We start from the raw sequence: 25,018 nt of genomic DNA on the forward strand, positions 1-25,018 counted from the left end.
GTGGAGATTCCAGAAAGTTCAGCCATCGACTGGGCGTAGAGCGCACAGATCTCCAGAAAACTGCCGGTAGCCAGTGTGGAGATTCCCAATGAGGTGGCCGTGCCCACCCCCGGCACGGCGGCGGTGGCCCCGATCAGTGCCCCACCGCCGGTCATGGAACGTTTGAACTCCTTGTCCAGCTGCATCGCCAGCTGCCGGTTGGTCAGCGTGGGATGGGCCTTGCGCATCCGACGCAGGTTCGCCAACACCACAGGACGCTGCACAGTGACCGCGCGGGTCAGCCAGGTCTCCGCAGCAGGGGTGAGGGTGCCGTCGTCGTGGAACGCCTGTTTGGACACCAGGGAGACTGACTGGGCGGCCACATACCCGGTGGCCGCTGACCGTATGAGTGGCTTGGTGGGCTTCTTCGCGGCCCGTCTGCGCCGTCTCTTCACTCCCTGCGTTTGCCTCGGCACCGTTTGTGCGCCGTCGGGGGACTGTTCGTCGTCTCCGGTGAGGGGGACCATATGCTTAGCGGCCATGGGCTGAGTCTACGGAATCAGGGCTCAATGGTCAGATCGGCCCAGACCAGGCGGTCATCCAGGGAGAAGGTGGATTCGGGGTCCACTACGGCGTGACCGTATTCGTCCTCACCTGGCCAGAAGACTCCGGAGCCGCTGACGCTGAAGCCTGTGCCGGGCAGCACCAAGGATGATCGGCGGTCGCGTTCCCCGGGCATGAAGCGGGTGGCAGTCTCGTGGGTCTGCTCGGGGTCTCCGGGCCGATCGGTGATCGGCTCCTCGGTGACCGGTCCCGGCTGCGGGTCCTGCAGTCGGGGTGAGTCCAACAGCGACCGGGGCTCGTCTGAGTCCTCGCCGGCCGACAGGGTCGGGGCACCGGCGACGACGGCGCGGTCACCGGCCCGCAGCCCCCCGGCCTGCCCGTCGTCGTCGGAGAGGTACCAGGAGGAACCGTCCACGTAGTCGGCAATCACCCTGCGGATGTCTTCGGCGCGAGCGGCCTGCGTCTGCGTGGGCTCTTCAGCGGCCAGTGCGGTGGCGACCACGTGCACATGGTCCGACTCACCGGGCACCTCGATGGGCACATCCCAGAGACTCGACTCCTGAAGCCGGAGGATGGACTGTTCCAGCGGCGCGTATCCCTGCGGGATGGACGCGCCCGGAAGGTCGCGCCAGAGGAAGTCTTGGAAAGTGCGGACATTCTCTTCGTCGATCGGGTGCTTGGAGAAGACGATCATGCCGTACTGCCCCGGATAGTCTCCGTAGCCGATGGCGTCTCCCGGGCCGCCGATCATTCCGTCGCCGTCGAGGTCCGCCCCGGACTGTTGGCCGGAGTTGGTGGGGGCTGTGAACATGTGCGGATAGTTCAGTCCCTCCAGGCCGTCCTGGCCGGCGGCAAAGTAGAGGCTGCGCAGCTGTTCGGCGATCTGTCCCGCGTCGTCATAGGTGACTCCGGTGAGAACCAGGACGTCGGGGTTGTTCATCTGCACTGTGCGAGCAATCATGCGCGCCCTGACGTGATTTCCGGTCTGCAGTGCTGAAACCAGCCCCTGGGCCGCATTGGGGGAACTGTCCTCTGCGACCAGGTCAGCGTGCAGCGTGGCGACACGAAGATCCTGCTCGGACTTTTCGACCACACTGGCGGCCTCATCAGCGTTGGGAGCCGGAGCGGCCATCGGCTGACCGGGGGCAGGGTAGAACGCCGAAGGCCCAGACCGGGGAGGCTCGTATGCGGTCGCAGCCGTGCTGGGTGCGACCGCCCCGAGGATCATTCCGGCGCCAACGACGCCGGCAATTGCAGTTTGCCCCGCTCGCCTCATTGGGCGCGCGGACACAGTTAAGCCTAGTGGCATGGTCTCCACGGTAAACGCCCGATCAAGCCCTCGCCAAGCCCTGACGGCTGAGAGCTGAGAAATGTTACCAAGGCGTAATAATGCAGAGGGCAGTACAGTGGATTTGAACCTGACCCTCCCCAGAACGAATTATGGGAGAAAACAGCCACACATGGAAGGGGTATGTGCATCATGAGTTCCTCACAGCCGGATCCCTCGACTGAAGGGGGCCCGGGCGCGCCGCCGGATCCCGCGAACCTCGCAGGCGAGAGGCCGAACGCCGTCGACGACCGCACCCATGCCCGGATGGCGGATCTGCCCGACGAGCAGCGTCTCCACGACCAAGACTCAGACGAACGGATCACCGATAAGCTGAAGGCCCAGGGTGTGCGTCTCGGGCGTGGCATGATCACCCCCTCAGTGTTCTGGCCCTCCCTGATCATTGTGGGGGCCTTCGCCATCTTCGGGATCTTCTTTCCGGAGGCCGCCGACACCGCGCTGTTATCCGCCCAGGGCTGGATCGTAGCCACCTTCGGCTGGTGGTACATGCTGGTGATCGCCGCATTCATCGTGTTTGTGCTGGTGATCAGCTTCTCCAAGTACGGCAAGATCAAGCTCGGCGGCCCCAATGACAAACCCGAGTTCAGCACCATGTCATGGTTCACCATGCTGTTCAGTGCGGGCATGGGCGTCGGCCTCATCTTCTACGGCACCGGCGAGCCGCTCATCTTCGCAGAAGTTAACCCCAACCCGGGTTGGGGAGACGGTGATGTCGCTGAGATGAGCCACATGGCTATGGCACAAACGTTCGTCCACTGGGGCCTGCACCCCTGGGCCGTCTACGCCGTCATCGGTTTGGCCATCGCCTATGCCGTCCACCGTCGCGGCCGGCCGGTCTCCATTCGGTGGGCCTTCGAACCCCTCTTGGGTGACCGCGTCAAGGGCTGGATCGGTGATGTGATCGACATCCTGGCGATCTTCGGCACACTCTTCGGCATTGCCACCTCGCTCGGCCTCGGCGCGCAGCAGATCGCTGCCGGCCTGTCAGCGATCGGCGTCGTTGAGGACAGCGGCAACACCACCATGCTGATCATCATTATCACGGTCATCACCCTCCTGGCGCTGGTGTCGGTGGTCTCGGGCTTGGGGCGCGGCATTAAGTGGCTCTCCAACTTCAACATTTCGCTCGCCGGTGTGCTGCTGATCGCCGTTCTGCTGCTGGGGCCGACCCTCTTCCTGATCCAGAACCTGGTGGAATCCATGGGCGCCTACCTGTCCAATGTGGCGTCCATGAGCTTCGACGTACAGGCGTTCACCGGTCAGGAGGGCCAAGACTGGTCTTCAGCCTGGACCCTGTTCTACTGGGGCTGGTGGATCGCCTGGGCGCCCTTCGTCGGCGTCTTCATCGCCCGCATCTCACGCGGCCGCACAGTCCGTGAGTTCATCACAGCGGTCATGCTGGTGCCCTTCACCGTGGGCATCGTGTGGTTCTCCATCATGGGCGGCTCCAGCCTGTTCAAGTACGTCTTGAACGACACTGATATGAGCCACCTGCTCGGGGAGGAAGGAAGCCTGCTGGCTGAAGAGACGCTCTTCGACATTCTCGGCGACCTGCCCCTGGGCTCGATACTGTCGGTGATTGCGATCATCGTGATTGCGATCTTCTTCATCACCTCATCCGACTCCGGCTCGCTGGTGGTGGACATGCTTGCCTCCGGCGGTCACCCGAACCCACCGATCTGGTCCCGTGTGCTCTTCGCAGTGCTCGAAGGTGTTTTGGCAGCCGCACTGCTGGTAGCCGGCGGTCTGACCGCACTGCAGGCCGGCTCGCTGATCACGGCCCTGCCGTTCAGCGTCCTGCTGGCGATCATGTGCGTGGCGATCGTACGGGCTTTCCGGGTGGATCACCTGCAGCTGAGCCAGCAGAAGTCCGCCGAGGAGTACTATCAGCTCAGCGACCGGTTGGCCCAGGACTTCGACGACGCGTTCGGCGAGCAGGTCGACCACCGGATCGACTACCGGCTCGAGGCCACTCGTGGTATTTTCAACCGCGGCAGGGATCAGTCCAGCGGCACCGCCACGGCCACACAGCCTGAGGAGGGCTCGCGGAGCCGCAGACGAAGAGGTAAGAGCAAGGGCAAAGACGATGGCTGATCGATCAGATGACTGACCGCGCAGCCGCGCCCCGTCGGCAAACTCTGAGTCCCCTGAGAGGGAGGAACAGAAACCTTCGCCGACGGATCGCCCGGAGGTTTGCCCCGCTCGGTTTCGAGCGGGGCCAACCTATGCCCCCACCTATATCCCCAGGCGCTTGCGCAGCTCTCTGGCCTGCCGGCGCGACACCTCCACCCGGGAGCGTTGGCGATCGTTCATCACCAGCACCAGTGTGCCCCGGAAATCGGGGACCAGTTCCCGCACGTAGCGCAGATTCACCAGGTAGGAGCGGTGCACCCGGTAGAAGTGGCCGTGCAGACGACGCTCCAACTCGTTGAGTGAAAAGGAGACCAGCACCTTCTCCTCGACCAGCTTCAGCGAGGAGTAGCCGCGGGCCGCTGCAGCGTAGACGATGGCATCGCCTTCAACCAGCACAGTTCTGCCGTCCTTCTGCACTGGGATGCGCACCAACGGGCGCGGAATTGAGCCGGACTCAGTGCCCTGATGCGGGCTGTCGTCCTCTGCGGCGTCGTCGCCGTCGTCTTTGACCTGCCCACCGGCCAAGGCCCGCTCCACCGCCCGCCTGAGCCGGTCAGCATCGAAGGGTTTGACCAGATAGTCGCTGGCCGCCAGGTCAAAGGCTTCGACCGCATGGTCCGGGTAGGCAGTGGTGAAGATGATGCTGGGCGGGTTCTGCTTATCCCGCAGCCGCTGCGCCACCTGAAGGCCGGAGAGACCCGGCATGCGGATGTCCAGGAAGACCAAGTCGTAGTCCAAGGAGTCCAGCAGCAGCAGCGCCTCTTCCCCGTTGGTGGCCTCGCCGACCACTTGGACGCTGTCTGCGGCTTCGTCACCGCGGGAGGCCTCCTCCAGCAGGAACCGAAGCTCCTCTCTGGCGGGGGCTTCATCGTCAACGATCAGGGCACGGGGAGGCATTCTGCCAGTATATGACCCAGGCTATGAAAGGCGGTCCCACACCAGTTGCCGCAGGCTATGGGGCAGCTCCCACGGCTCTGGTGGGCGTTAAGGACGCTCTGAGCGCACACGCGGTGGTTATTCCGGCGCTTAACGCCCACCAGCCGGTGGGGAGGCGGGTGTTGGCGGCGGGCCGGGCTGCTGACGGCGGCTGCAGGGAGCAGGCGTCTACCGGAGGGGAACGGTGAGTTCCACCACGGTGCCGCCGGACTTCGGGGTGGAGATGGAGAGGTCATAGCGGTCGCCGAAGAGCGAATCGAGGCGCTCGGAGATGTTCCGCAGACCGACCCCGGCATGTTCCACCCCGGCGCCGACTGGGCCCTCCCCGCCGGTGCCGCCGTTGCTGCTGAAGAGCTGGGAGAGGACCTGCGGGTCGATGCCCACCCCGTCGTCGGAGACTCGGATGGTGGTGGTGCGGGTCAGGGGGTCTACCCGAGCCTTCAGCCGCACGGTGCCGCCGTCGGGCTTGGCCGCAATCCCATGTTTGACCGCATTCTCCACCAGCGGCTGGATAGTCAGCACCGGCACCCGGGAGGTCAGCACCTGGGGATCGATATCGTAGCGCACCTGCAGTCGGTCATCGAAGCGTGCCTGTTCCAGCGAGATGTAGGTGCGGACAAAGAAGTACTCCTGGGCGAACTCTGCGAAGTGCCCCTCCTGCCGCACCGCGTAGCGGAAGAACTCGGAGAGCCGCAGCAGCAGCTCACGGGCCTCCTCGGGCCTGGTGCGAGCCTTGGAGGCGATGGTGTTGAGGATGTTGAACAGAAAGTGGGGGTTGATCTGGGCTCGCAGCGCATCCAGCCTGGCGTGGGTGGCCAGCTGCTTCTCCCGGTCCAGGTCGGCCATCTCCAAATGCATTGAGAGCATGCTGGCCATGTCCTCCACCAGCTGCTTGGGAGGCATCTGCGCCTGTGTCTGATAGACGCCCAGAGACCCGACGATGCGCGTGCCGATGCGCAGCGGCGCGATCACCGCTCCGGTCAGTTCACAGTTCGGCTCACGGCAGCTGAGCCCGGCGGCGTCGCTCACCACTTGGGTCTTACCGCGGCTGATGGCCCGCGGAGCGGCTGAGGTGTACATCGGCTCGCCATCGCGGTGGTGGTCGGAACCGGGGCCCACATAGGCCAGGATGTTCTCCGTGTCGGTGATGCTGATCGCGTCCCCGGTGATCATGGGGCGCAGCAGTTCGCAGGTGCGGCGAGCGGCGTCGGGGGTCAGGCCTTTGCGCAGCGGCACCGAGCGGCCGGCCAGGTCCCGGATGCTGGACTGGTCCCCCGGCAGCGCACCGGGTATGCCGCTGCGACGTGGACGCCCACCGATGCGCATCGCACCGCGGGGACCACGCATTGCGGACGGGTAGCCCAGCACCACACCCACTGAGAGGAGCACACCAATGCCCACAGTGGGGAGCATCGGCAGCGCCGGGGTGACCAACAGCTGAGTAATGCTGTAGACCAACGCCCAAATGATCAGCACCGCTGTGGCGAGGATCGCGCTACCGCGCACGTCTTCTCCTTCGATCTTTGACGGTCAGGGCGGCGAGGCGTTCGGCCTGCCGGTCGGCTGCGGTGCCGTGCATCAGCACCCAGGAAGCATCAGCACTGTCCGGCGCCTGCGTCTTCAACGAGACCACGATGATGACCACAAACGCCACCGGGGCGGCCAGCAGCGTGGGGGCGGCGAACAATTCACGCAGCGCGGAGGGTTCCATGAAGCTGGCCCCTAAGAACATCGCCACCGCCAGGGCCCCGCCGGTCAGCATGCCTGCGATTCCGCCGGCGGCGGTGGTCCGGCGCCACCAGATCGCCAGCACCACCACCGGTGTCAGGGCCGAACCGGCCACGGCGAAGGCCCAGGTGACCATAGTGGCCACCAACGAAGGCATAGCCGGGGTGAACGCCTCAGGGCTCAGCGCAATGGCAAGTGCTGCCGCTGCTGCGGCGGCGATCAGTGTGGTCAGGCGTCCGGCCCATACCGCCTGCCGCTGGGTGGCGCGGGGGTTGATGTGTCGCTCATAGACGTCGTGGCCCCAGGTGGCCGCCGAAGCCAGCAGCAGCCCGGCCACCGTTGACATCGCCGCGATCAGGGCAGCTGCCGCCACCAGCCCCAGCCCCGCTTCATCGCCGTAGATCCGGCCCAGCACGGGAAGCGCGTGCTCGGGGACCCGCAGGATGCCGTTGACGGTGAGCTCCTCAAGCCACGGGTGGTCGGCCACCGCACCGGGGATGATGTCGCGGGCGGCGGTGCCCAACATGACCGCCAGGGCGTAGAACATGCCGACCAGCACCAGCACCCAGACGGTCGTGGTGCGGGCGGCACGACCGGTCGGGGAGGTGAAGTAGCGGTTCATCACGTGCGGCAGCCCGGCAGTGCCCAAGCCCAGGGTGACCACCAGCGCAATCTGACCCAGCCGGCCGTAGCGTGCGCCGGGTTCGCCGAAGACCGCCGTCTGCTCAGGCTGAATGTAGTTGGTCTCCTGGACCAGCGCTGATCCCTCCGGGTTGGCCAACGGTCCCTGGCTCAGCGCCTCGACGGCATCGCCGTAGCGGAACCCCTCTGAGGTGACCACGATGGCCAGCCACACCAGGGCCAAGAACAGCAGCAGGAACTGCACCGCCTGATTCCATGTGGTGCCGCGCATTCCGCCGAAGGCCACGATCACAGCGATCACCGCAGTCGAGAGCAGCACGCCGGTGGTGTAGGGGCTCAGGCCGAAGACACCATGACCGACCAGCAGGTCCCAGGTGATGCCCCCGCCCACCGACTGGGGCACCAGATAGCAGAGGATGACCAGCTGCACCATCGCCACCGAGGAGATCCGCACGCGGTCGGAGTTCAGCCGACGCCCCAGGAAGTCGGCCAGGGAGAACTCGCCGAATCGGCGCAGCGGGGCGGCGACCAGCAGCAGCACCGGCAGGAACCCGGCGGCGAACCCCACGGCGTACCAGGCGCCGTCGAGCCCGGAGACGTAGACGGCGGCTGCCACCCCCAGGAATGAGGCTGCAGAGAGATAGTCCCCACAGATGGCCCAGGAATTGGTGACGATACCGACCCGTTGGCCGGCCAGATAGAAGTCCACAGTGGAGGTGTTGCGCGGCCGGGTGATGACGCTGACCCCCAGCACGATCAGCAGCACAGCCGCTAATGTGACGATGGCTGTGGTGGTCATGAACCGTCCGGCTTCTGCTGCGACGTGTCAGCCCAGGACTCTGAGGCGGTTGCCTCGCCCTGCCGCTGGTGCCCCAGCATCCGCGACTCCACAGACGAGCTCAGTGTGGCCGCAGCGATCCCCATGACGGCGAAGACGACGTAGAGCCCCACCCCTGCGAAGAGGAATGCCGGGCTCAGGTTGCCGATCAGCCGGGACTCCGTCCACCAGTCCAGTGTGATGGTCAGCACCGGGAAGGCTGCCAGCACGACAAGGAAGACCACGAAATAGGTGATCGCGATCCGGCGCAGGGTCCGGAAGGTGGCGTCTACCTCAGCGGGGGTGTCTTGGACCTCGTTGAAGTGGGGATCAGCCTCAGACTGCATGCCCTGAGTTTACGCACTGGCGGGCTTGGCGGCGGGCCATTCCTTGTACATCTTCCACGCAGAGCGCAGCAGGAACACCGCACCGCCGGCGGCGAGCACCAGGCCCATACCCGGCAGGAAGGACCCCCACTGGGTCTGCATCGAGGCCGCAATGATGTTCCAACACTGAAGTGCGGTGATGCCGGCGACAATGACGCCGGGGATCGCTGCGTGGGCAATGGCCAACCGTCGCTTGGGGAGGAAGGCCCCGGCAAAAGCTAGGAAGCCCACTGAGAGGGTGACGATCCCTGGCCCGTCGGTGCCGCGCAGGACGAAGGACTCACCGATGATCTCTTGGGTGAGCGTCACGTAGACCCAGGGCAGAAAGGCCGAGAAGATCATCATCATTCCGCCGATGAGCATGGGCCAGCTTCCGGGGTGGAAGACCCCGTAGCCGGTCTTGCGCCCGTCGCGGAGCCGGGCGTATATGCCGGCCAGACCCCGGTCGCTCACCTGTGCTGAGGAGGCGCTCTTCGCCGTGGTGGTACTCATAGTCCTGCATCCTACGCGTGACTGGGATCACGATCACGGCTGGCACCGCCGCGACTCTGCGAGCGGTGGTATGGGGCTCCACGAACGGACGGTTGGGGATGCCCAGCGGCACGTCGACGTCCCGGGGCCCGCTCAGGGACCGTAACCGGCCGCCGGTGAACACAGACGCGCCACCTGGCGTCGAACGCTTGTCATGTGAGCCTGCTCACAGGTTGGGTGATGGGAAGTATTCGCACGCATCAGGCGCGAATGCCGCTCGCAAGACCTACGAGAGAGTGAAGGAGCCGGTATGTCCGAGGTGGCACACGACAGCGCTTCCCAAGATCCGCCAGGAGAGGACCTCAGCTGGCGCAGAGAATATTGGAAGAAGAACGTGAGAGTCCTGGTGGTCCTGCTGGCCGTCTGGGCCTCCGTCTCACTGGGGGCCGGGGTGCTCTTCATTGAGCAGCTGAACAACATCGAAATCCTGGGCTTCCCGCTGGGCCTGTGGTTCGCCCAACAGGGTGCGATCTACACGTTCGTGATTCTGATTCTGGTCTACGCATTGTGGATGGACCGCATCGACGACTCGTTCGGCGTCTCCGAGCGCAAGGGAAATGGTGAGCGGTCATGAGCGAGATGCAGTTTTGGACCTTCCTGTTCCTGATCCTGACGTTCGGGATCTACATCACCATTGCGTGGCGCTCCCGGGTGAAGGAGACCAAGGAGTTCTACGTCGCCTCCCAGGGCGTACCGACCATCGCCAACGGCGCGGCCATCGCCGCCGACTGGATGAGCGCGGCGTCGTTCATCGGTATGGCTGGCATGATCGCCTTCCTGGGCTCGGACGGCTCGGTCTACCTCATGGGCTGGACCGGCGGCTACGTGCTGCTGGCGATGCTGCTGGCCCCCTACCTGCGCAAATGGGGCAAGTTCACCGTGCCCGAGTTCGTCGGTGACCGCTACGACGACAAAGTCCGCGTCGTCGCGGCCATCTGTGCCATCATCATCTCCTTCACCTACGTGGTGGGGCAGATGACCGGCGGCGGCGTCGTCTTCGCACGCTTCCTCGGCCTGTCGGCGGAGTGGGCAGTGCTCGTGGCAGCTGTGGTGATCTTCTTCTACGCCGTGCTGGGCGGCATGAAGGGCATCACCTACACCCAGGTGGCCCAGTACGTGGTCATGATCATTGCCTACCTGATCCCCGCAGTGGCCGTATCCCAGCAGATCGGCGGCTTCCCGCTGCCGCAGGTCACCTACGGCACGATCCTTTCCGAGCTGGATGCGCTGCGTGTGCAGTTCGGCCTCGATGAGTTCACCGAAGCCTTCGTCGGGCGCGACGGCGGTCAGCTGGACGTGTTCTTGGTGACTCTGTCGCTGATGCTGGGCACTGCCGGGTTGCCGCACGTGATCATCCGGTTCTACACCACCAAGACGGTGCGCGGCGCACGGTACTCCGCCTTCTGGGCGCTGCTGTTCATCTCGCTGCTGTACCTGACAGCCCCAGCGGTGGGCGCGTTCACCAAGCTGAACCTGCTGCGCAGCGCCGATGGGTCCACGGCCAATGATCTGCCGGACTGGATCGGCCCGTGGGAGGAAGCCGGCTATGTGACGCTCAACTCCGAAGGCGTCATCGAAACCGTCTCCAACGAGGTGGGCTCCGGTGCCGACCTGATCGTCTCCAACGACATTCTGGTGCTGGCTTCCCCGGAGATCAGTGGCCTGCCGGCTCCGATCATCGGTCTGATGGCTGCCGGCGGTATGGCCGCAGCACTGTCGACGGCGGCCGGGCTGATGCTGGTCATCTCCTCGGCAGTCAGCCACGACATCTACTTCCGAATGATCGCCAAGGAGCAGGCTTCGGAGAAGACCCAGATGCGGGTGGGCCGCCTGGCCATGGCCGCTGCGGTGATCGTCGCGATCTTCGCCGGCCTGAATCCACCGGCCTTCGTCGCCCAAGTGGTGGCCTTCGCCTTCGGGCTGGGCGCCTCGACCTTCTTCCCGATCCTGATTCTGGGAATCTTCTGGAAGAAGGCCAATGCCACCGGCGCCGCTGCGGGCATGCTGACCGGTCTGCTGGTCTCCGGCGGGTACATGATCTACACCCTGGAGCTGTTCGGCCTGCAGGCCAACGACCATATCTTCGGCATCTCGCCGGAGGGTGTGGGTGCCATCGGCGCTCTGGTGAACTTCGTGGTGACCATTGTGGTCTCCAACTTCACCCGCCCACCGAGCGACCATGTGCAGGAGATGGTCGAGGAGATTCGCTACCCGCAGGCTCGCATACCCAGCAGCCAGTAGCCCTCTCCCCGCACGAGTTGAGGCCCGTCCCGGATGTTCTCCGGGGCGGGCCCTCCTCGTGTGCGTCGCCCCAACTGGGCCGCCCCCAATTGGTCAGCGGCCAACCGGTAGCCTGAGTGCCGTGGACCTCCCCCAGACCCAGAAACTCTCCCGCTCCGGCATGCTCGCGGAGCTGTCCCGCGACGATCTCACCGACTCCGGTGTGGTGCTGAGCATCGGGGAGCCGCAGATCGGCATGGCCGAACAGTCGCACGTAGAGGTCGCCGACCCCAGTTTTCTGCTGCACGACTACGTGCGGCGCATGCGCTCAGTGATGACGACGACGGCGCCGGACCTCTTCGACCAGGCAGAGCCGGCAGCCGCTCTGCATCTGGGGGCCGGAGCCCTGACTCTGCCGCGCTGGATGGAGCAGCGCTTCCCTGACATCAGCCAGACGGTGGTCGATCATGAGCCCGAGTTGGTGGAGTTCGTCCTGAAGCACCTGCCCATGCGCAGCGTTCCCGAGTCCGTCGTGGCCGATGCCGCCGAGGCCCTCAAAGACCGGCTGGCAGACCGGAGGTTCGACGTCGTCGTCGTTGATCTCTACAACAGTGAGCAGGCGCCGGCTCAGCTGACCTCGGCCCCGTTTTTCCGCCAGGTGCTGCAGCGGATACGGCCCGGCGGGCTGATGCTGATGAACTTCGGCGACGACGCAGACATGATCTTCGCCCGCAGGCTGGTCTCCACCCTGCTCTCGGCAGCCGACGACGACGCCGACGCTGCCCTGCTGACCGCCCCCGACCCTGTGCTGACCGGCCGGCAGGAGGGAAACCTGGTGTTCGCGGCCGTGGTCGGCAGCAGCTTCTCCCAGGAGCAGCTGCAGCAGATCTGGGCGGCCGGCCCGCACCCGGGCGAGGTGCTCAGCGGTGCGGCGTTAACATCCTGGGCCGGATGAATGTGTGATGGGCCGCACTGTCGTATCCTTGTGCGGTGCCTGAAAAACCCACCCGTGACCGCTTGACCCCGTGGTTGCTGAGCTCCATCCCCGTGGTCATGATTCTGATGTTCGCTGTGCCCTACACCCTGCTGCGTGAGGTCAACGCCTGGTACGGCAGCTTCCTCTTTTGGAGCGTGGGCACCGTTGTGGTGATCGGCATCAACGTGGTCCTGACCCGCGAGTGGAAGGACTGAGCCGGTGACCAGCGAATGGGTCTGGACCGGTGTGGCCATCTACGTGGTGCTCGCACTGGTGATGGCTGTGCTCTCACGCGCCGGCGCCTCGCAGTCGATGTCCGGCTACTTTCTGGGCAGCCGGAAGATGGGTGGCTTCGTCTCGGCGATGAGCTACAGCGCCACCACCTACAGTGCGTTCATGATGATCGGCCTGGCCGGACTGACCTATGCCGGCGGGGTCGGGGCACTGGGCTTCGAGCTGCTCTACCTGTGCGGGGTCACCCTGGTGCTGATCTTCGGACCGCGCTTCTGGCGAGTCGGGAAGAAGTACGGGTTCGTCACCCCATCCGAGATGCTCGGGCACCGCTACGCCAGCAAGTCGGCCGGGGCCGTCATCGCTCTGGCCAGCTGCATCTTCCTGATCCCCTACGCCGCAGTGCAGCTGGCAGGCGTGGGCTATCTGCTCTCAGGTATGACCAACGGGGCGATCAGCTTCACCGCCGGCACTGTGCTGGCAGTGGTGCTGGCGCTGGTGTTCGCCCTGGTGGCCGGGCTGCGCTCGGTGGCGTGGACGGATTCGCTGCAGGCGGTGGTGATGATCCTCGGCGCCTCGCTGGTGGTGGTGGTCGTCATCTGGCAGCTGGGCGGGCTGGACATGTTCTTCGACCGGCTGGCCGAGGACCCCGGCGCCCTGACGGTGCCGGGCGAGGGATACTTCACCTTCAGCACGTTCCTGGGGCTGACCCTGCCGTGGATCTTCTTCTCCATCTCCAACCCGCAGGTCAGTCAGCGCCTGTTCACGCCCGGCTCCATGCGGGAGATGCGCAAGATGCTGCTGGGGTTCCTGGTGATCGGATTCATCTACACACTGGTCTCGGTCTTCTGGGGGTTCACCGCCCGGCTGGAGTTCCCCGACCTTGCCAGCAGCGATATGGCCACCCCCACGCTGCTGGGCTCGGACCTGGTGCCCACTCCCCTGGCGATCATCGTGATGGTCGGTGTGCTGGCGGCCTGTGTCTCCACCATCGATTCGATCATGCTGACGCTCTCTTCGATGGTGACCCGCGACGTCTACACGGCCGCGCGCACCGGCGCCGGCGAGCGCGGCCAGCTGCTGGTGGGCAAGCTGGTGCTGCCGGTGATCGCAGTACTGGCGTATTGGTTCGCCCACCTGGAGCTGGACCTGATCGCCGTGCTCTCCGTGTCGGCCTCAGCGGGGCTGCTGGTGATGGTGCCGCCGATCATCGGGGCGTTCTTCTGGCGGCGCGGCACCGCCGCGGGGGTGATCAGCTCCGTAGTGATCGCCGGGTCCCTGGTGCTCTGGCTGGAGGCCACTTCCACGGTCTGGCTGGGCCAGGGCAGCGGAATCTGGGGGCTGCTGGTGGCGGTGACGATCTTCGTCGGCGTCAGCCTGGCCACCTCGGCCCCGAACCGGCGCGCTGCCGACTTCATCGACGCCTCCCGCAGCGGCTGAAGTCCCCGGCCATGTTGCACCGCAGCCATTTTCACCGCAGCTGATGCAACATCAGCGGGGATTCTCGGCTGTGAGCGATCCGCCGGCGCCTGGCGGGCGCAGTGCCGCTCAGTACCCCAGTACCGCTCAGGAGCCGGTGCTCTCAGCGATCCACTGCAGATAGGTCTCGCTTCCTGCGATGATCGGCGTCACGATCAGCTCCGGCTCGTCGTAGGAGTGCTGACTGACCAGCAGCTCCTTGATGCCCGGCACCGAGCCCGACGTCGTCTTCAGAATCAGCAGGAACTCCGGATCGCTGTGCGTCTCACCCTGCCACCAGTAGTAGCTGCGGACTTCGGAGACCTGCACGCAGGCGGCCAGCCGACGCTCCACCGCCAGCGCTGCCAACTGTTCGGCCTCGTCAGAGGAGTCGGTGGTGGTCTGCACGGTCACAAAGTCGGCGGTGTCCATACCCTCCAGTGTGCCCGACGTCGTCCGGGTTCTGGGTGCAGTTCCGGGTGCCGTACTGCGTGCCGATGTGGGCGTCGCGCGGTCAGCGGCCGCTCAGCACAGTGGAGTTCTGGCACCATGGACCTCTGACACAGTGGACCTCTGAGAGGGCGCGCGGACGGCTCTGAAACCGGCGGGAAGGACCAGCCAATGCACGATTTCGACCAGGACTATTGGGAACGCCAATGGGGTGAGGGCGCCCCGGCCGGCGCCGATGAGCGCTCGCTGCCGGTGAACCCCTACCTGATGAAACAGGCTCAGAGTATGACGCCGGCCCGTGCCTTGGATGCCGGGTGCGGCACCGGGGTGGAAGCCGTGTGGCTGGCTGCCCAGGGGTGGCAGGTCACCGGCGTCGACATTTCTGCCACTGCACTGACCTCGGCCCAGGGGCGGGTCCAGGACGCCGGGGTGGCTGATCGGGTGGACTGGGTGCAGGCCGATCTGACCACGTGGGAGCCCGATCAGCAGTACGAGTTGGTGTCCACCAACTACGCCCACGCCTCGATCCCTCAGCTGGAGCTGTACCAGCGGTTGGCTCAGTGGGTCGCCCCCGGCGGGGTGCTGATCATTGTGGGGCATCTGCACCGCTCGGGCGCCCACCACCATCAGCACCACGGTTCCGCAGACGCGGAGCCGCACCCGGAGGAGGCGACCGTCACCGTGGAGGCGATCGCCTCCGGCTTTGATCCGCACCAGTGGCGCATCGACTCCGCCCAGGAGCACACCCGCGAGGTCACCGTGCCGGGCGGCCGGTCCACCACGCCGCACGATTCCACCACGCCGCGCGATTCGACCACGCTGCACGATGCGGTAGTGATTGTTAGACGCTTGAGCTGATCAGGGCATAGCTATCCGAGGGGTCGGCTCAGGCGTCCTCGGCCAGCTGCCGGAGCCGCTCAACTGAGGCTGCGAGCATTTGAGGCGTCGTTCTACGGGCACGCTGAAGCCGCTGCTCATCCTCCAACTGTGTCCAGTCATAGGTGTGGGTCACCGTCGTGCGGGCCTCGTCCAGCCTCTCCAGCTCCCAGCGCCAGAGGTGTCCGGCCGGGGGCTGGTCCACGTCGGCGGGCTTCCATGCGATGACCTCGTTCTGTGCGAACTCCACCACGTGGTTGTGGCGCACTTTTCCGTTGGTGAGCACCATGTTGAAGACATCCCCCGCTGCGGTGACGCGGGGGCTGGAGTCGGCGGTGCTGAGGTTGTTATTGCCGTCCCACTCGGGTTGCCGAGCTGGGTCAGCAATGAGCTCAAAGATGGTCTCTGCCGGGGCGTCGACTGTGGCCGAGGCACTGATGATCCGCTGTTCGTCCATGCATTCAGCGTACTGCGCCCCGACGGTGCAAGCCCCACTCAACTATCGTGGGGGAATGGCTTCCACCACTGATACTCAGGATCCAGAAACTATCCGCCGGCTGCTCACCACCCCAGCCCGCTGGGCGATTGTGGGGCTGAGCACCAATACCCGACGGCCTGCGCACGGGGTCTCGCGAATGATTCGCGACCAACTGGGCATGGATATTGTGCCGGTGAATCTGGCCGGAGAAGACGTCCATGGGGAGACCGGGTACCGCCGGCTTGCCGACATTGAAGGCCAGGTTGACGTCGTCGACTGCTTCGTCAATTCCCAACGGGTCGGGGCCGTGGTGGACCAGGCGATCGAGATCGGCGCCAAAGCTGTGTGGCTGCAGGTGGGGGTCATTGATCATGAGGCTGCTGCTCGTGCCCGCGACGCCGGGCTCGACGTCGTGATGGATACTTGTCCCGCCATTGAAGCTCCCAAGTTGGGCCTGTGAACGCCGGTAGAATCCACTCATGAGCACCCCCTATGAGTCCGTTGCCGGCGTCGGGCGCCCCGCCCGGGATGCGCTGCGCCTGGCCGGCTACCCCCACGTGGAGTCACTTGACGGGGTTGACTACGCCCAGCTGGACGCACTGCACGGTGTGGGGAGGCGGGGGTTGGAACGGCTGCAGGCCGCCCTGGTGGAGCGCGGACTCAGCCTGGGCGGTCACGTGCCCGAGCCGCATGCTCGGCAGGCGACGTTCACCGATGGACACACCGGCACCTATGCCGCCGACATCAAAACCAAGCCGACGAGCCGGACGCCGGCCGAGTTCGTTGAGGAGCTCGAGCCCCCGCGCCGCGTGGAGCACGGGCGCCTGCTGCTGGAGATCTTCGGACGCGCCACCGGGGCGCAGCCTGTGATGTGGGGCCCCTCGATGATCGGTTACGGAGAGGTCCACTACCGGTATGCCACTGGTCGGGAGGGCGAAACTTTTCGCGTGGGCTTCTCTCCCCGCAGGGCGAAGATCTCGCTGTACGGGCTCACCGACGACGCAGGCGCGCAGCAGCTGCTGACTCGTCTGGGCAAGCACACTGTCGGCGCCTCCTGCCTCTACATCAACAAGCCCGACGACGTCGACCTCGCCGTGCTCGAAGAGATGGTCCGCCGTGCGTGGGACAGCGAGCCGTCGAGTCACTGTTAGAGACCCTCCGCCAGGCGCCGCTCTGCCTCAGCAGAGCAGTGTGCGACGATGATTCGTATGACCTTGGCTCCGTGCAGGGACTCCACGGCGGCAGACTGGATCACCACCAGCCGCCAATGGTGGTGGCACCTGGTCACCGTAGGCCCGCAGACATTCTCGGCCTATGCGCGCCTGCGGTTCATCCCCGACCCGGCCTACCCGGGGCAGTCTGAGAATGACATGGGGCGTCCACCGGGGGTTCTCGATGACGTCGAGCAGCTGCGTGTCGCTGTCGATACCCTGCTGCCGCGCACCTCTGCGCCGGAAGACGGCTATCTGCTGCTGTGGGACGGCTGGGACGACAGCCAGTTTCCCCAGCGCCTCCGGGGCGGCGCGCAGGTGCCGATCGGGTCGGGCGCGAAGATCCCGGAGCGGAACTATTGGTTGTGCCGCGTCTCGCTGCTGGACTTCGTTTCCGGCGCCGCAGAGGAAGCCTGGCGGACTGAAGCGCAGGTCGCTATGCCTCCCCCGGCGTTCATCTGGCCCGCAGATCGTGCCTGGTGCATCACCCACGACGTCGACCCGCACTGGGCCGTCATCGGCGCCGACCCTGCCGCGATCGACGCACTGCTGACGGAGCCACGCCTGGATATCGTTGCTATGGCCCCCAACGAAGAGCCGCCCCACTTTTCCTAAGTAACCGTTGAGGGTCTCGACCCGGATCCGTACCTTATGACAACCTGGACGCTCCGAGGTGCACAACTGAACAGGGGGAGCCGCTAAAGGATGAGAACCTGGTACCACCGCAGCACACTCGGCGTCGCTGCGCTCGCCGTTGTCGGAATGCTGGCCTCCGGGTGCGGCGAGGGCGCCGGCACGGACGAGCCCCGCGAGGTGAACGACGCATCGTCGACCGAGTCACTCTCGGCTGAGGCGGAAGATGCTGCAGAAACGGCTTCCTGGGAGCAGGGTGAAGAGATCACCGTTACCTGCGATGATCTTGACGCCTTGGCTTCCCATGAAGATCGCGAGCCCGCGGGCTTGCCACACGAATGGGAGGAGGGCACTCCGCTTCCAGACCCGGAGTGCCACCCGGACTTTATTGAGGTGCGGGAATGGGACCGGCTCGATGAGTTCCGTGCTTGCTGGGAGGGAGAAGAAACCAGCACCCTCATAATGTCTCCCGGGATGACCGACGAAGACGTCCATGAATACCTCTGGCATCAGTCCTCCCTCCGGGCCGAGTGGGAATGGCCCGACGTGGAGGCATGGGAGCAGCGGGTGGACAATGCCTTCGGCGGTCTATCAGCGGAGTGTGAGGCTGCTGCGGCTGAAAACTACGGCAGTTGAAACGGCAAGACAGGCCGCCAGAACCGCAGAACGCCCTCTCTCGCCAAGAGTCGAGAGGGGGCGTTGTTCGCGTCATAGCAGGGACGAATGGGTGGGCCCTGCGGGACTCGAACCCGCGACCAATGGATTAAAAGTCCAGTGCTCTACCAACTGAGCTAAAGGCCCCAAATGCTGCTCTTCCTACTGTCCTGCACCGAGAGCACCCGTCAGCATATCGCACAGCGCCAGTGGACCGCATTCCTCGTCCTGCGGCCCCGCGGGGCCTACTTCTGCTTCGCCTTGGCCGCCTTCTTATTGTCGCGAACCTGCTGCAGAGTCTCGGGGGAGGTGACATCGGCGATGCTGAGCATCACAGCCTCATCCCCATAGGGCTCCGCGGCGTCCTGCCAGCCCTCGCCGGTGAACCCGCACTGCTTACCCAGCAGCGCCAGGAACACTTTGGCCTTCTGCTCGCCGAAACCGGGAAGCTTCTTCAGCCGTTTGAGCACCTCCGCGCCGGTGGGGTCGTCCTCGGTCCAGAGCCGTTCGGCCTTACCCGCCCACTCGTCAACGATCACGCTGGCCAGGTTCTGCACCCGCTGGGCCATCGAGCCGGGGAACCGGTGCACCGCCGGGCTCTGCCGGAATACAGCCAAGAATTCGTCGGGGTCATAGGCGGCGATGGTTTCAGCCTCAAGGCTGCCGATGCGCTCATAGAGCTTCTGCGGTCCGGCGAAGGCCGATTCCATGGGAACCTGCTGGTCCAACAGCGATCCCATGACCAGGGCCAGCGGGTTGGTGCTGAGCAGCCGGTCAGCGTCCGGGTTTCCGGTCAGCTGCAGGTCATAGTCGATCATTGCTCCCATTGTGTCACTCCTGCGGCACTGGTACTGAGCAGGGCGCATGGCCCCAGGTCACGCAGGTGACGTCAGTACGGGGGCACAGGCATAATGGGGACTGCGAAAGGAGCTGTCACACCATGAGCCAGCAATTCCGCCGCCCGGCCTACCAGGATCCTGCCACCTTCGACCGGCGTGAGGGCGGGGCCGACCCGGCCGATATCTCCCAGGCCGCCCACGACACCGCCCACGCCGTCGTCGGGCAGGGACGCAGCTCCGCAGACCCGGAAACGACCCAGCGATTCGTCCGCCTGGCCGAGACCGAGGGGATCCAAGCCATCGCCGAACTCTGGTCCCACTCCCCACCGCATTCCTTGGCCGGCGGCCTGTGGCGAATCTATGCGCTGCGTGAGGCCGTGCAGAAGTCACCGGAACGGATGAGCGAGTACTACCGCCTGGGCCGGTCGCATTCGGCACCGGCGGCCATTGCAGGCGTGCCCGAACCGCCGACCGCCGATGAGATGACCCGGCTGGCAGACATGATCCTCGCCGGCATGTACTCCGGAGAGATCGACGTCGCCTTTGACCGCGCCGGGGCCTTCTGCCGGGTCATCGCCCGTGGACAGGCCCTCTGGGTCGACACCGGCGCCGGCTACTCCGACGACGACGCCAAACGCCTCACGTCCAAGGCCGATCAGCTGATCAGGACCGCCGAAGAGCTGGAGTCCTGCGCCCGGGCGCACCGCGCCGGCACGCTGGACTGACAGGACACCGACCCTCCGCCACGCCCATGGGCGGCATCGCATCAGCGGCCGCCTCACCTGTATGGTCACAGCCGAGGCCCAGTACCGGTGAGATGCATCACCCGCAGCGCATCAGGGCGTAGGATATAGTCCACTGTTCCCGGACGTGCTCGCACTCGTCCCTGGGAGCGCACAGCATCATTCACTTGAACACCAATTCACTTGAACACCAGGAGAATCACCATGATGAGGAGCACCCCCTCGCGCGCTGGCTTTGCCCTGCTCGGCGCAGCCGCACTGGCACTGACCGCCTGCGGCGAGGCACCTGATGAGGAAGAGTCCAATGACAACGGCAATGACGCAGCTGCCCAGGAGGACGTCGACTACACCGCCTGCATCGTCTCTGATGATGGCGGCTGGAACGACCAGTCCTTCAACCAGTCCGCCTACGCTGGGCTGATGGACGCGGTCGATGAGCTCGACATCGACCATGCCGACGCCGAGTCGAGCTCCGAATCCGAGTTCGGCCCCAATGTGGACTCCATGGTGCAGCAGGGCTGCGACCTCACCTTCGGCGTCGGCTTCCTGCTCAAGGACGCGATCGACGAGGCTGCCTCCGCCAATGAGGATATGAACTTCGCGCTCATCGATGAGTACACCGATGAGTCCAACGACAATGCCAAGTCGGTGGTCTTCAACACCTCCGAGGGTTCCTACCTGGCCGGCTACGTGGCCGCTGCGATGAGCGAGACCGGCACCGTGGGAACTTGGGGCGGCATGCAGATCCCCTCGGTCACCGTCTTCATGGACGGCTTTGCCGATGGTGTGGAGCGCTACAACGAGGACAACGACGACGACGTCTCCCTGGTGGGCTGGGACAAGGAGGAGCAGAACGGCTCCTTCTCCGGCGACTTCTCCGACCAGTCGGCCGGAGCCACCCTGACCGAGCAGCTGATCGCCCAGGATGCTGACATCATCATGCCGGTGGCCGGCGGCGCCGGACTGGGTGCAGGCCCCGCACTTGAAGAGTCTGACGGCCTGCTGATCTGGGTCGACTCCGACGGCTACGAGTCCACCGACTACGGCGACATTGTGCTGACCTCGGTGCTGAAGCAGATTCCCCAGGCGACCTTCGACACCATCGAGGAGGGCCTCAACGGCGAGTTCAGCTCCGAGCCCTACATCGGTGACCTGGAGAACGAGGGAGTCGGCCTGGCACCCTTCCACGACTACGACAGCGAGGTCCCGGACGAGGTCAAGGATAAGGTCGAGCAGCTGCGCGAGGAGATCATCAGCGGTGAAACGGTCGTCGAGACCGATAACGCCCCAGAAGCCTGACCCCCGCTGACCGACTGAGGAACTAAGGCCCGTTGTAGTGAAGTTAGAGCTCAAAGGTGTCACCAAACGGTTCGGCACCTTCACCGCCAACGATCAGATCGACCTGAGCGTCGAACCCGGCGAGATCCACGCGCTGCTGGGCGAGAACGGGGCTGGCAAGTCCACGCTGATGAACATCATCTACGGGCTCTACCACCCCAATGAGGGTCAGATCCTGCTCGACGGCCGCGAGGTCAGTTTCGACGGTCCCGGTGACGCTGTGGAAGCCGGCATCGGCATGGTGCATCAGCACTTCATGCTGGTGCCGGTCTTCACCGTCACCGAGTCAGTGATGCTGGGCTACGAACCCACCAAGGGGGCGGGGCTGATCGACTTTGCCACCGCTGGCAAGCGCGTCACCGATATCTCCGCCCGCTTCGGGTTCGACGTGGACCCCGACGCCTACATTGAGCACCTGCCGGTGGGTGCCCAACAGCGGGTGGAGATCATCAAAGCACTCTCGCGCGACGCCAAGATCCTGATCCTTGATGAGCCCACAGCGGTGCTCACCCCGCAGGAGACCGACGAGCTGATCACCATCATGGGCCAGCTGAAGGCCGCCGGCACCTCGATCGTGTTCATCACCCATAAGCTGCGTGAGGTCCGCGCGATTGCCGACCGGATCACGGTGATCCGCCGCGGCAGGGTCGTCGGGGAGGCGACCGCCGCATCCACTGAGACCGAGCTGGCCAGCCTTATGGTGGGCCGGGAGGTCAGCCTCACCACTGATAAGGAGGACGCTGCCCCCGGCGACGACGCCCTGCAGGTGCAGAACCTCAGCGTCATCGACGCCTCGGGACACGTGGTGCTGGATGACATCAGCCTCTCTGTGCGTCGGGGCGAGGTTCTGGCCGTCGCCGGAGTCGACGGAAACGGACAGACCGAATTGGCTCAAGCGATCCTGGGAACTCGGGCGGCGGCCTCAGGACGGATCGCGCTGGACGGCAGCGACTGGTCCAAGCTGAACGTGAAGGAGCGCCTCAACTCCGGGTTGGGCTTTGTGCCGGAGGACCGATCCACCGATGGGGTGATCGCCGGCTTCTCCATCACCGAGAACTTTGTGCTGGACATGTATGACCAGCCTCCCTACGCGAACGGGATGGCGATGAAGCCTTCGGTGATGCGAGCCGCCGCCGTGGAGCAGACTGACCGCTTCGATGTGCGGCTGGGCACGGTGGACGACCCGGTCTCCACACTCTCCGGCGGAAACCAGCAGAAGGTGGTCTTGGCCCGAGAGATGAGCCGGGACCTGAAGGTGCTGGTCGCCAGCCAACCCACCCGTGGTCTGGACGTCGGCTCCATTGAGTTCGTCCACCGCACCATCATCGAGGAGCGCGATAAGGGCACCCCGTGCATGATCGTCTCCACGGAGCTGGATGAGGTCTCCAACCTCGCCGACCGGATCGCGGTGATGTACCGCGGCAGGATCGTGGGGATCGTCGGCGCGGACACTCCGCGAGATGTGCTGGGGCTGATGATGGCCGGGGTGCCCGCGGAAGAGGCTGCGAGCCAGGCAGCAGCCCACAAGACCACTCTCAGTGAGGCCGATGAAGTCGCCGAGGAGGAGGAGCTGTGAGCGTTCAGGGGGCCCCGGGGTCGACGCAGCCGGCAGCAGCGCTGAAGGACGCCGAAGGCCGAGCGCACTACGCCCTGCGCCAGCTGGGCCAGTCGTCATGGCTGATCTCTGTGCTCGCCGTCGTCGTTGCCCTGGTGGTGGGTGCGGTGCTGATTCTGGCGGCCAATCCGGCGGTGCAGTCCACGCTGGGGTACTTCTTCGCTCAACCCGGCGACTTCTTCGCCACCAGCTTCCAGGTGATCCGTGACGCCTACTCCGCGCTCTTCCGCGGCGCCGTCTTCGACTGGCAGGCCCCCAATGCCCAGCGCTCGATCCGACCGATCACCGAGACGATGGTCAACTCGATTCCGCTGATCCTGGCTGGACTGGGAATCGCCATCGGGTTCCGCTCCGGGATGCTGAACATCGGTGGCCAGGGCCAGGTCATCCTGGGGGCTTCCTTCGCCGGTTTCATCGGCTACGCGTTCGGCCTGCCGCTGGGGGCCCATGTGCTGCTGGCCCTGGCCGGCGGGGTGCTGGGCGGAGCCATCTGGGGCGGTATCGCCGGTGTGCTCAAGGCTCGCACCGGGGCCAATGAGGTGATCGTGACGATCATGCTCAACAACATCGCCCTCTTTCTGCTCGCCTGGCTGCTGCGGCAGCAGTGGTTTACCCAAAGCGGGTCCAATCAGCCTCAGTCGGCGCCGGTGGACGAATCGGCTCGTCTCTTCGGACTGCTCGGCGATGGGTTCCGGGTCCATGCCGGGTTCCTGGTGGCCATCCTCGCAACGGTCTTCGTGTGGTGGCTGATGGAGCGCTCCACGCTGGGCTTTGAGTTCCGCGCCATCGGGGAGAACCCGCAGGCCGCACGGACCGCCGGCATCTCAGTGGGCAAGGCGACGGCGCTGGTGCTGATCGTCGGCGGTGCACTCTGCGGGCTCGGCGGTGCAGCGATGCTGCTGGGCACTGAGCACCGGCTCACCCCCGGCATTGCCGGGACCATCGGGTTCGACGCGATCACTGTGGCCCTGCTGGGCCGGTCAAAGCCCTTGGGCACATTCCTTGCCGGCCTGCTGTTCGGCGGCCTCACCGCCGGGGGTGTGCTCATGCAGGCCCAGACGGGCACCCCCATCGATATTGTCCTGGTGCTGCAGTCGGTGATCGTGCTGCTCATCGCCGCTCCCCCACTAGTGCGCGCCATCTTCTTCCTCCCCCGTCCGGACGGAGAACCGCGCGCACGGCTGCGCCGCCGCAGATCGAAGACGGATCCGCCCCGCGATGATGCGGACCCAGGCGGACAGTCCACAGACCAGGTACCTGATGAGCATCACCAGGAGCAAGGGAGCCACCGATGAGCGCCGAAACCCAGACCACAGTCGAGGCAGCTCCGCGGGAGCAGGCCGAGGCGCGGCTGCGACCGATCCGGTGGAAGTTCCCGATCACCTACGCGATTCTTGCCCTGATCTCGCTGGCAGTCTTCGCACTGCTGGCCCCTGCTGAGTCCCAGACGCAGTTCCGCCTGGCCACCTCGACGGACTTCTTCACCATCCCCGCGATCACGGTTCCCTCAGCACCGACTGCCTGGGTGCTGGGTCTGGCCCTGGCAGTTCTTGCTGCGTTGGCCCTGCTCCGGGCAGTGCAGCGCAGGAGGCTCGGGGTATGGCACCCCATTGTCTTCGGCGCGCTGTTCGTCCTGGCCTTCCTGGTGTGGGCCGGCGCCGGTCGAGGTGCCGTCATCCCGCTGGTCACAGTGCTCACCGGAGCCCTGGCGCTGTCTGTGCCGCTGATCTTCGGCGCCATGTGCGGCGTGGTGGGTGAACGCTCCGGGATCATCAACATCGCGATCGAGGGGCAGCTGCTGGCTGGCGCTTTCCTGGCGGCAGTGGCCGCCTCCCTCTTCACCTCCGCCTATGTGGGGCTTATCGCAGCACCGTTCGCCGGTGCCGCAGTGGGGGCACTGCTGGTGTGGTTCTCCGTGAAGTACCACGTCAACCAGATCATCGTCGGCGTCGTGCTCAATGTGCTGGTCATCGGGCTGACCAGCTTCCTCTACTCCACTGTGCTCACCCAGAGCCCGGAGATCTGGAACGCGCGCCAACAGCTGCCGGCCCTGCCGATCCCCATCCTCAGCCAGATCCCTATCATCGGCCCGGTCATGTTTCAACCAGACCATCCTGGTGTACCTGATGTATGCCATCGTCATCCTGCTGCAGATCTTCGTGTTCAAATCCCGCTGGGGGCTGCGCATGCGCTCAGTGGGTGAGCACCCCAAGGCTGCCGACACGGTGGGCA

General features: G+C 65.4%; 25 protein-coding genes, 1 tRNA gene and 1 pseudogene. 16 read left to right on the forward strand and 11 right to left on the reverse strand.

What is annotated here, in order from left to right:
* Together FHX47_RS09595 and FHX47_RS09600 are read right to left on the reverse strand one after the other, a co-directional pair.
* Nucleotides 1-521, reverse strand: a pseudogene (locus tag FHX47_RS09595) (hypothetical protein); the annotation flags it as partial.
* A 17-nt stretch (nucleotides 522-538) separates the two neighbouring features.
* Nucleotides 539-1,675: an endonuclease/exonuclease/phosphatase family protein gene (locus tag FHX47_RS09600; protein ID WP_183358718.1), complete on the reverse strand. Its 1,137-nt coding sequence runs from the start codon at nucleotides 1,673-1,675 to the stop codon at nucleotides 539-541.
* A 348-nt stretch (nucleotides 1,676-2,023) separates the two neighbouring features.
* Here FHX47_RS09600 and FHX47_RS09605 point away from each other — a divergent pair, with 348 nt between their 5' ends.
* Nucleotides 2,024-3,985, forward strand: a complete 1,962-nt coding sequence (locus FHX47_RS09605; protein ID WP_183358719.1) for a BCCT family transporter — start codon at nucleotides 2,024-2,026, stop codon at nucleotides 3,983-3,985.
* A gap of 141 nt (nucleotides 3,986-4,126) precedes the next feature.
* On the opposite strand, the gene FHX47_RS09610 is transcribed toward FHX47_RS09605, so the two are convergent.
* The 5 genes from FHX47_RS09610 to FHX47_RS09630 all read right to left on the reverse strand — a co-directional run bounded on the left by FHX47_RS09610 (nucleotide 4,127) and on the right by FHX47_RS09630 (nucleotide 9,025).
* Complete coding sequence (locus FHX47_RS09610; protein WP_183358720.1) at nucleotides 4,127-4,921, reverse strand: LytR/AlgR family response regulator transcription factor; 795 nt, start codon at nucleotides 4,919-4,921, stop codon at nucleotides 4,127-4,129.
* Nucleotides 4,922-5,128: 207 nt separating this feature from the next.
* Nucleotides 5,129-6,466 (reverse strand): histidine kinase, encoded by a 1,338-nt coding sequence (locus tag FHX47_RS09615; protein WP_183358721.1) that lies wholly within the window; start codon nucleotides 6,464-6,466, stop codon nucleotides 5,129-5,131.
* The gene (locus tag FHX47_RS09620; protein WP_183358722.1) at nucleotides 6,456-8,129 is read right to left on the reverse strand and encodes a sodium/solute symporter; all 1,674 of its coding nucleotides are present in this window, start codon (nucleotides 8,127-8,129) and stop codon (nucleotides 6,456-6,458) included. The genes FHX47_RS09615 and FHX47_RS09620 overlap by 11 nt, the downstream gene beginning before the upstream one ends.
* On the reverse strand, nucleotides 8,126-8,494 hold the full coding sequence (locus FHX47_RS09625) for a DUF485 domain-containing protein (protein ID WP_183358723.1): 369 nt from the start codon (nucleotides 8,492-8,494) through the stop codon (nucleotides 8,126-8,128). Before FHX47_RS09625 ends, FHX47_RS09620 begins: the two co-directional genes overlap by 4 nt.
* 9 nt (nucleotides 8,495-8,503) lie before the next feature.
* Nucleotides 8,504-9,025, reverse strand: coding sequence for a hypothetical protein (locus FHX47_RS09630; protein WP_183358724.1), 522 nt, complete (start codon nucleotides 9,023-9,025; stop codon nucleotides 8,504-8,506).
* Between the two features lie 289 nt (nucleotides 9,026-9,314).
* On the opposite strand from FHX47_RS09630, the gene FHX47_RS09635 reads away from it, so the two are divergent.
* The 5 genes from FHX47_RS09635 (at nucleotide 9,315) to FHX47_RS09655 (ending at nucleotide 13,931) form a co-directional block, all read left to right on the forward strand.
* Complete coding sequence (locus FHX47_RS09635) at nucleotides 9,315-9,638, forward strand: DUF4212 domain-containing protein (protein WP_183358725.1); 324 nt, start codon at nucleotides 9,315-9,317, stop codon at nucleotides 9,636-9,638.
* Nucleotides 9,635-11,305 carry a sodium:solute symporter family protein gene (locus FHX47_RS09640; RefSeq protein ID WP_183358726.1) on the forward strand — a complete coding sequence of 557 codons (1,671 nt, stop codon included), beginning with the start codon at nucleotides 9,635-9,637 and terminating at the stop codon, nucleotides 11,303-11,305. Before FHX47_RS09635 ends, FHX47_RS09640 begins: the two co-directional genes overlap by 4 nt.
* 121 nt (nucleotides 11,306-11,426) lie before the next feature.
* Nucleotides 11,427-12,239, forward strand: coding sequence for a fused MFS/spermidine synthase (locus FHX47_RS09645; protein WP_183358727.1), 813 nt, complete (start codon nucleotides 11,427-11,429; stop codon nucleotides 12,237-12,239).
* Nucleotides 12,240-12,274: 35 nt separating this feature from the next.
* Nucleotides 12,275-12,475, forward strand: a complete 201-nt coding sequence (locus tag FHX47_RS09650) for a hypothetical protein (protein WP_183358741.1) — start codon at nucleotides 12,275-12,277, stop codon at nucleotides 12,473-12,475.
* Between the two features lie 4 nt (nucleotides 12,476-12,479).
* Complete coding sequence (locus tag FHX47_RS09655; RefSeq protein WP_183358728.1) at nucleotides 12,480-13,931, forward strand: sodium:solute symporter family transporter; 1,452 nt, start codon at nucleotides 12,480-12,482, stop codon at nucleotides 13,929-13,931.
* Between the two features lie 126 nt (nucleotides 13,932-14,057).
* On the opposite strand, the gene cutA is transcribed toward FHX47_RS09655, so the two are convergent.
* Nucleotides 14,058-14,381, reverse strand: a complete 324-nt coding sequence (cutA, locus tag FHX47_RS09660; RefSeq protein WP_183358729.1) for a divalent-cation tolerance protein CutA — start codon at nucleotides 14,379-14,381, stop codon at nucleotides 14,058-14,060.
* Between the two features lie 189 nt (nucleotides 14,382-14,570).
* On the opposite strand from cutA, the gene FHX47_RS09665 reads away from it, so the two are divergent.
* Nucleotides 14,571-15,257, forward strand: a complete 687-nt coding sequence (locus FHX47_RS09665) for a class I SAM-dependent methyltransferase (RefSeq protein WP_183358730.1) — start codon at nucleotides 14,571-14,573, stop codon at nucleotides 15,255-15,257.
* A 28-nt stretch (nucleotides 15,258-15,285) separates the two neighbouring features.
* Here FHX47_RS09665 and FHX47_RS09670 read toward each other — a convergent pair whose 3' ends face one another.
* Complete coding sequence (locus FHX47_RS09670; RefSeq protein WP_183358731.1) at nucleotides 15,286-15,732, reverse strand: SRPBCC family protein; 447 nt, start codon at nucleotides 15,730-15,732, stop codon at nucleotides 15,286-15,288.
* 55 nt (nucleotides 15,733-15,787) lie between these two features.
* Here FHX47_RS09670 and FHX47_RS09675 point away from each other — a divergent pair, with 55 nt between their 5' ends.
* The 4 genes from FHX47_RS09675 to FHX47_RS09690 all read left to right on the forward strand — a co-directional run bounded on the left by FHX47_RS09675 (nucleotide 15,788) and on the right by FHX47_RS09690 (nucleotide 18,233).
* Nucleotides 15,788-16,213: a CoA-binding protein gene (locus tag FHX47_RS09675; RefSeq protein WP_183358732.1), complete on the forward strand. Its 426-nt coding sequence runs from the start codon at nucleotides 15,788-15,790 to the stop codon at nucleotides 16,211-16,213.
* 19 nt (nucleotides 16,214-16,232) lie between these two features.
* On the forward strand, nucleotides 16,233-16,904 hold the full coding sequence (locus FHX47_RS09680) for a DUF1801 domain-containing protein (RefSeq protein WP_183358733.1): 672 nt from the start codon (nucleotides 16,233-16,235) through the stop codon (nucleotides 16,902-16,904).
* Between the two features lie 48 nt (nucleotides 16,905-16,952).
* A complete protein-coding gene (locus FHX47_RS09685; protein WP_183358734.1) occupies nucleotides 16,953-17,579 on the forward strand; it encodes a hypothetical protein in 627 nt (208 codons plus the stop codon).
* 90 nt (nucleotides 17,580-17,669) lie between these two features.
* Nucleotides 17,670-18,233, forward strand: coding sequence for a hypothetical protein (locus tag FHX47_RS09690; RefSeq protein WP_183358735.1), 564 nt, complete (start codon nucleotides 17,670-17,672; stop codon nucleotides 18,231-18,233).
* 92 nt (nucleotides 18,234-18,325) lie between these two features.
* Here FHX47_RS09690 and FHX47_RS09695 read toward each other — a convergent pair.
* Nucleotides 18,326-18,398: transfer RNA gene (locus tag FHX47_RS09695), tRNA-Lys, on the reverse strand.
* Between the two features lie 98 nt (nucleotides 18,399-18,496).
* Nucleotides 18,497-19,078 (reverse strand): HhH-GPD-type base excision DNA repair protein, encoded by a 582-nt coding sequence (locus FHX47_RS09700; protein WP_246328158.1) that lies wholly within the window; start codon nucleotides 19,076-19,078, stop codon nucleotides 18,497-18,499.
* A 113-nt stretch (nucleotides 19,079-19,191) separates the two neighbouring features.
* On the opposite strand from FHX47_RS09700, the gene FHX47_RS09705 reads away from it, so the two are divergent.
* The 5 genes from FHX47_RS09705 (at nucleotide 19,192) to FHX47_RS09725 (ending at nucleotide 24,989) form a co-directional block, all read left to right on the forward strand.
* Nucleotides 19,192-19,815, forward strand: coding sequence for a hypothetical protein (locus FHX47_RS09705; RefSeq protein ID WP_183358736.1), 624 nt, complete (start codon nucleotides 19,192-19,194; stop codon nucleotides 19,813-19,815).
* Between the two features lie 222 nt (nucleotides 19,816-20,037).
* Nucleotides 20,038-21,132: a BMP family lipoprotein gene (locus FHX47_RS09710; RefSeq protein WP_183358737.1), complete on the forward strand. Its 1,095-nt coding sequence runs from the start codon at nucleotides 20,038-20,040 to the stop codon at nucleotides 21,130-21,132.
* A 37-nt stretch (nucleotides 21,133-21,169) separates the two neighbouring features.
* Nucleotides 21,170-22,747 (forward strand): ATP-binding cassette domain-containing protein, encoded by a 1,578-nt coding sequence (locus FHX47_RS09715; RefSeq protein ID WP_183358738.1) that lies wholly within the window; start codon nucleotides 21,170-21,172, stop codon nucleotides 22,745-22,747.
* Nucleotides 22,744-24,081: an ABC transporter permease gene (locus tag FHX47_RS09720; RefSeq protein ID WP_183358739.1), complete on the forward strand. Its 1,338-nt coding sequence runs from the start codon at nucleotides 22,744-22,746 to the stop codon at nucleotides 24,079-24,081. Before FHX47_RS09715 ends, FHX47_RS09720 begins: the two co-directional genes overlap by 4 nt.
* Nucleotides 24,078-24,989 (forward strand): ABC transporter permease subunit, encoded by a 912-nt coding sequence (locus FHX47_RS09725; RefSeq protein ID WP_343064363.1) that lies wholly within the window; start codon nucleotides 24,078-24,080, stop codon nucleotides 24,987-24,989. Before FHX47_RS09720 ends, FHX47_RS09725 begins: the two co-directional genes overlap by 4 nt.
* Nucleotides 24,990-25,018: the final 29 nt, after the last annotated feature.

Origin of the sequence: Garicola koreensis, from assembly GCF_014195445.1 — a bacterium.
GTDB classification, from domain to species: Bacteria; Actinomycetota; Actinomycetes; order Actinomycetales; family Micrococcaceae; genus Nesterenkonia; species Nesterenkonia koreensis.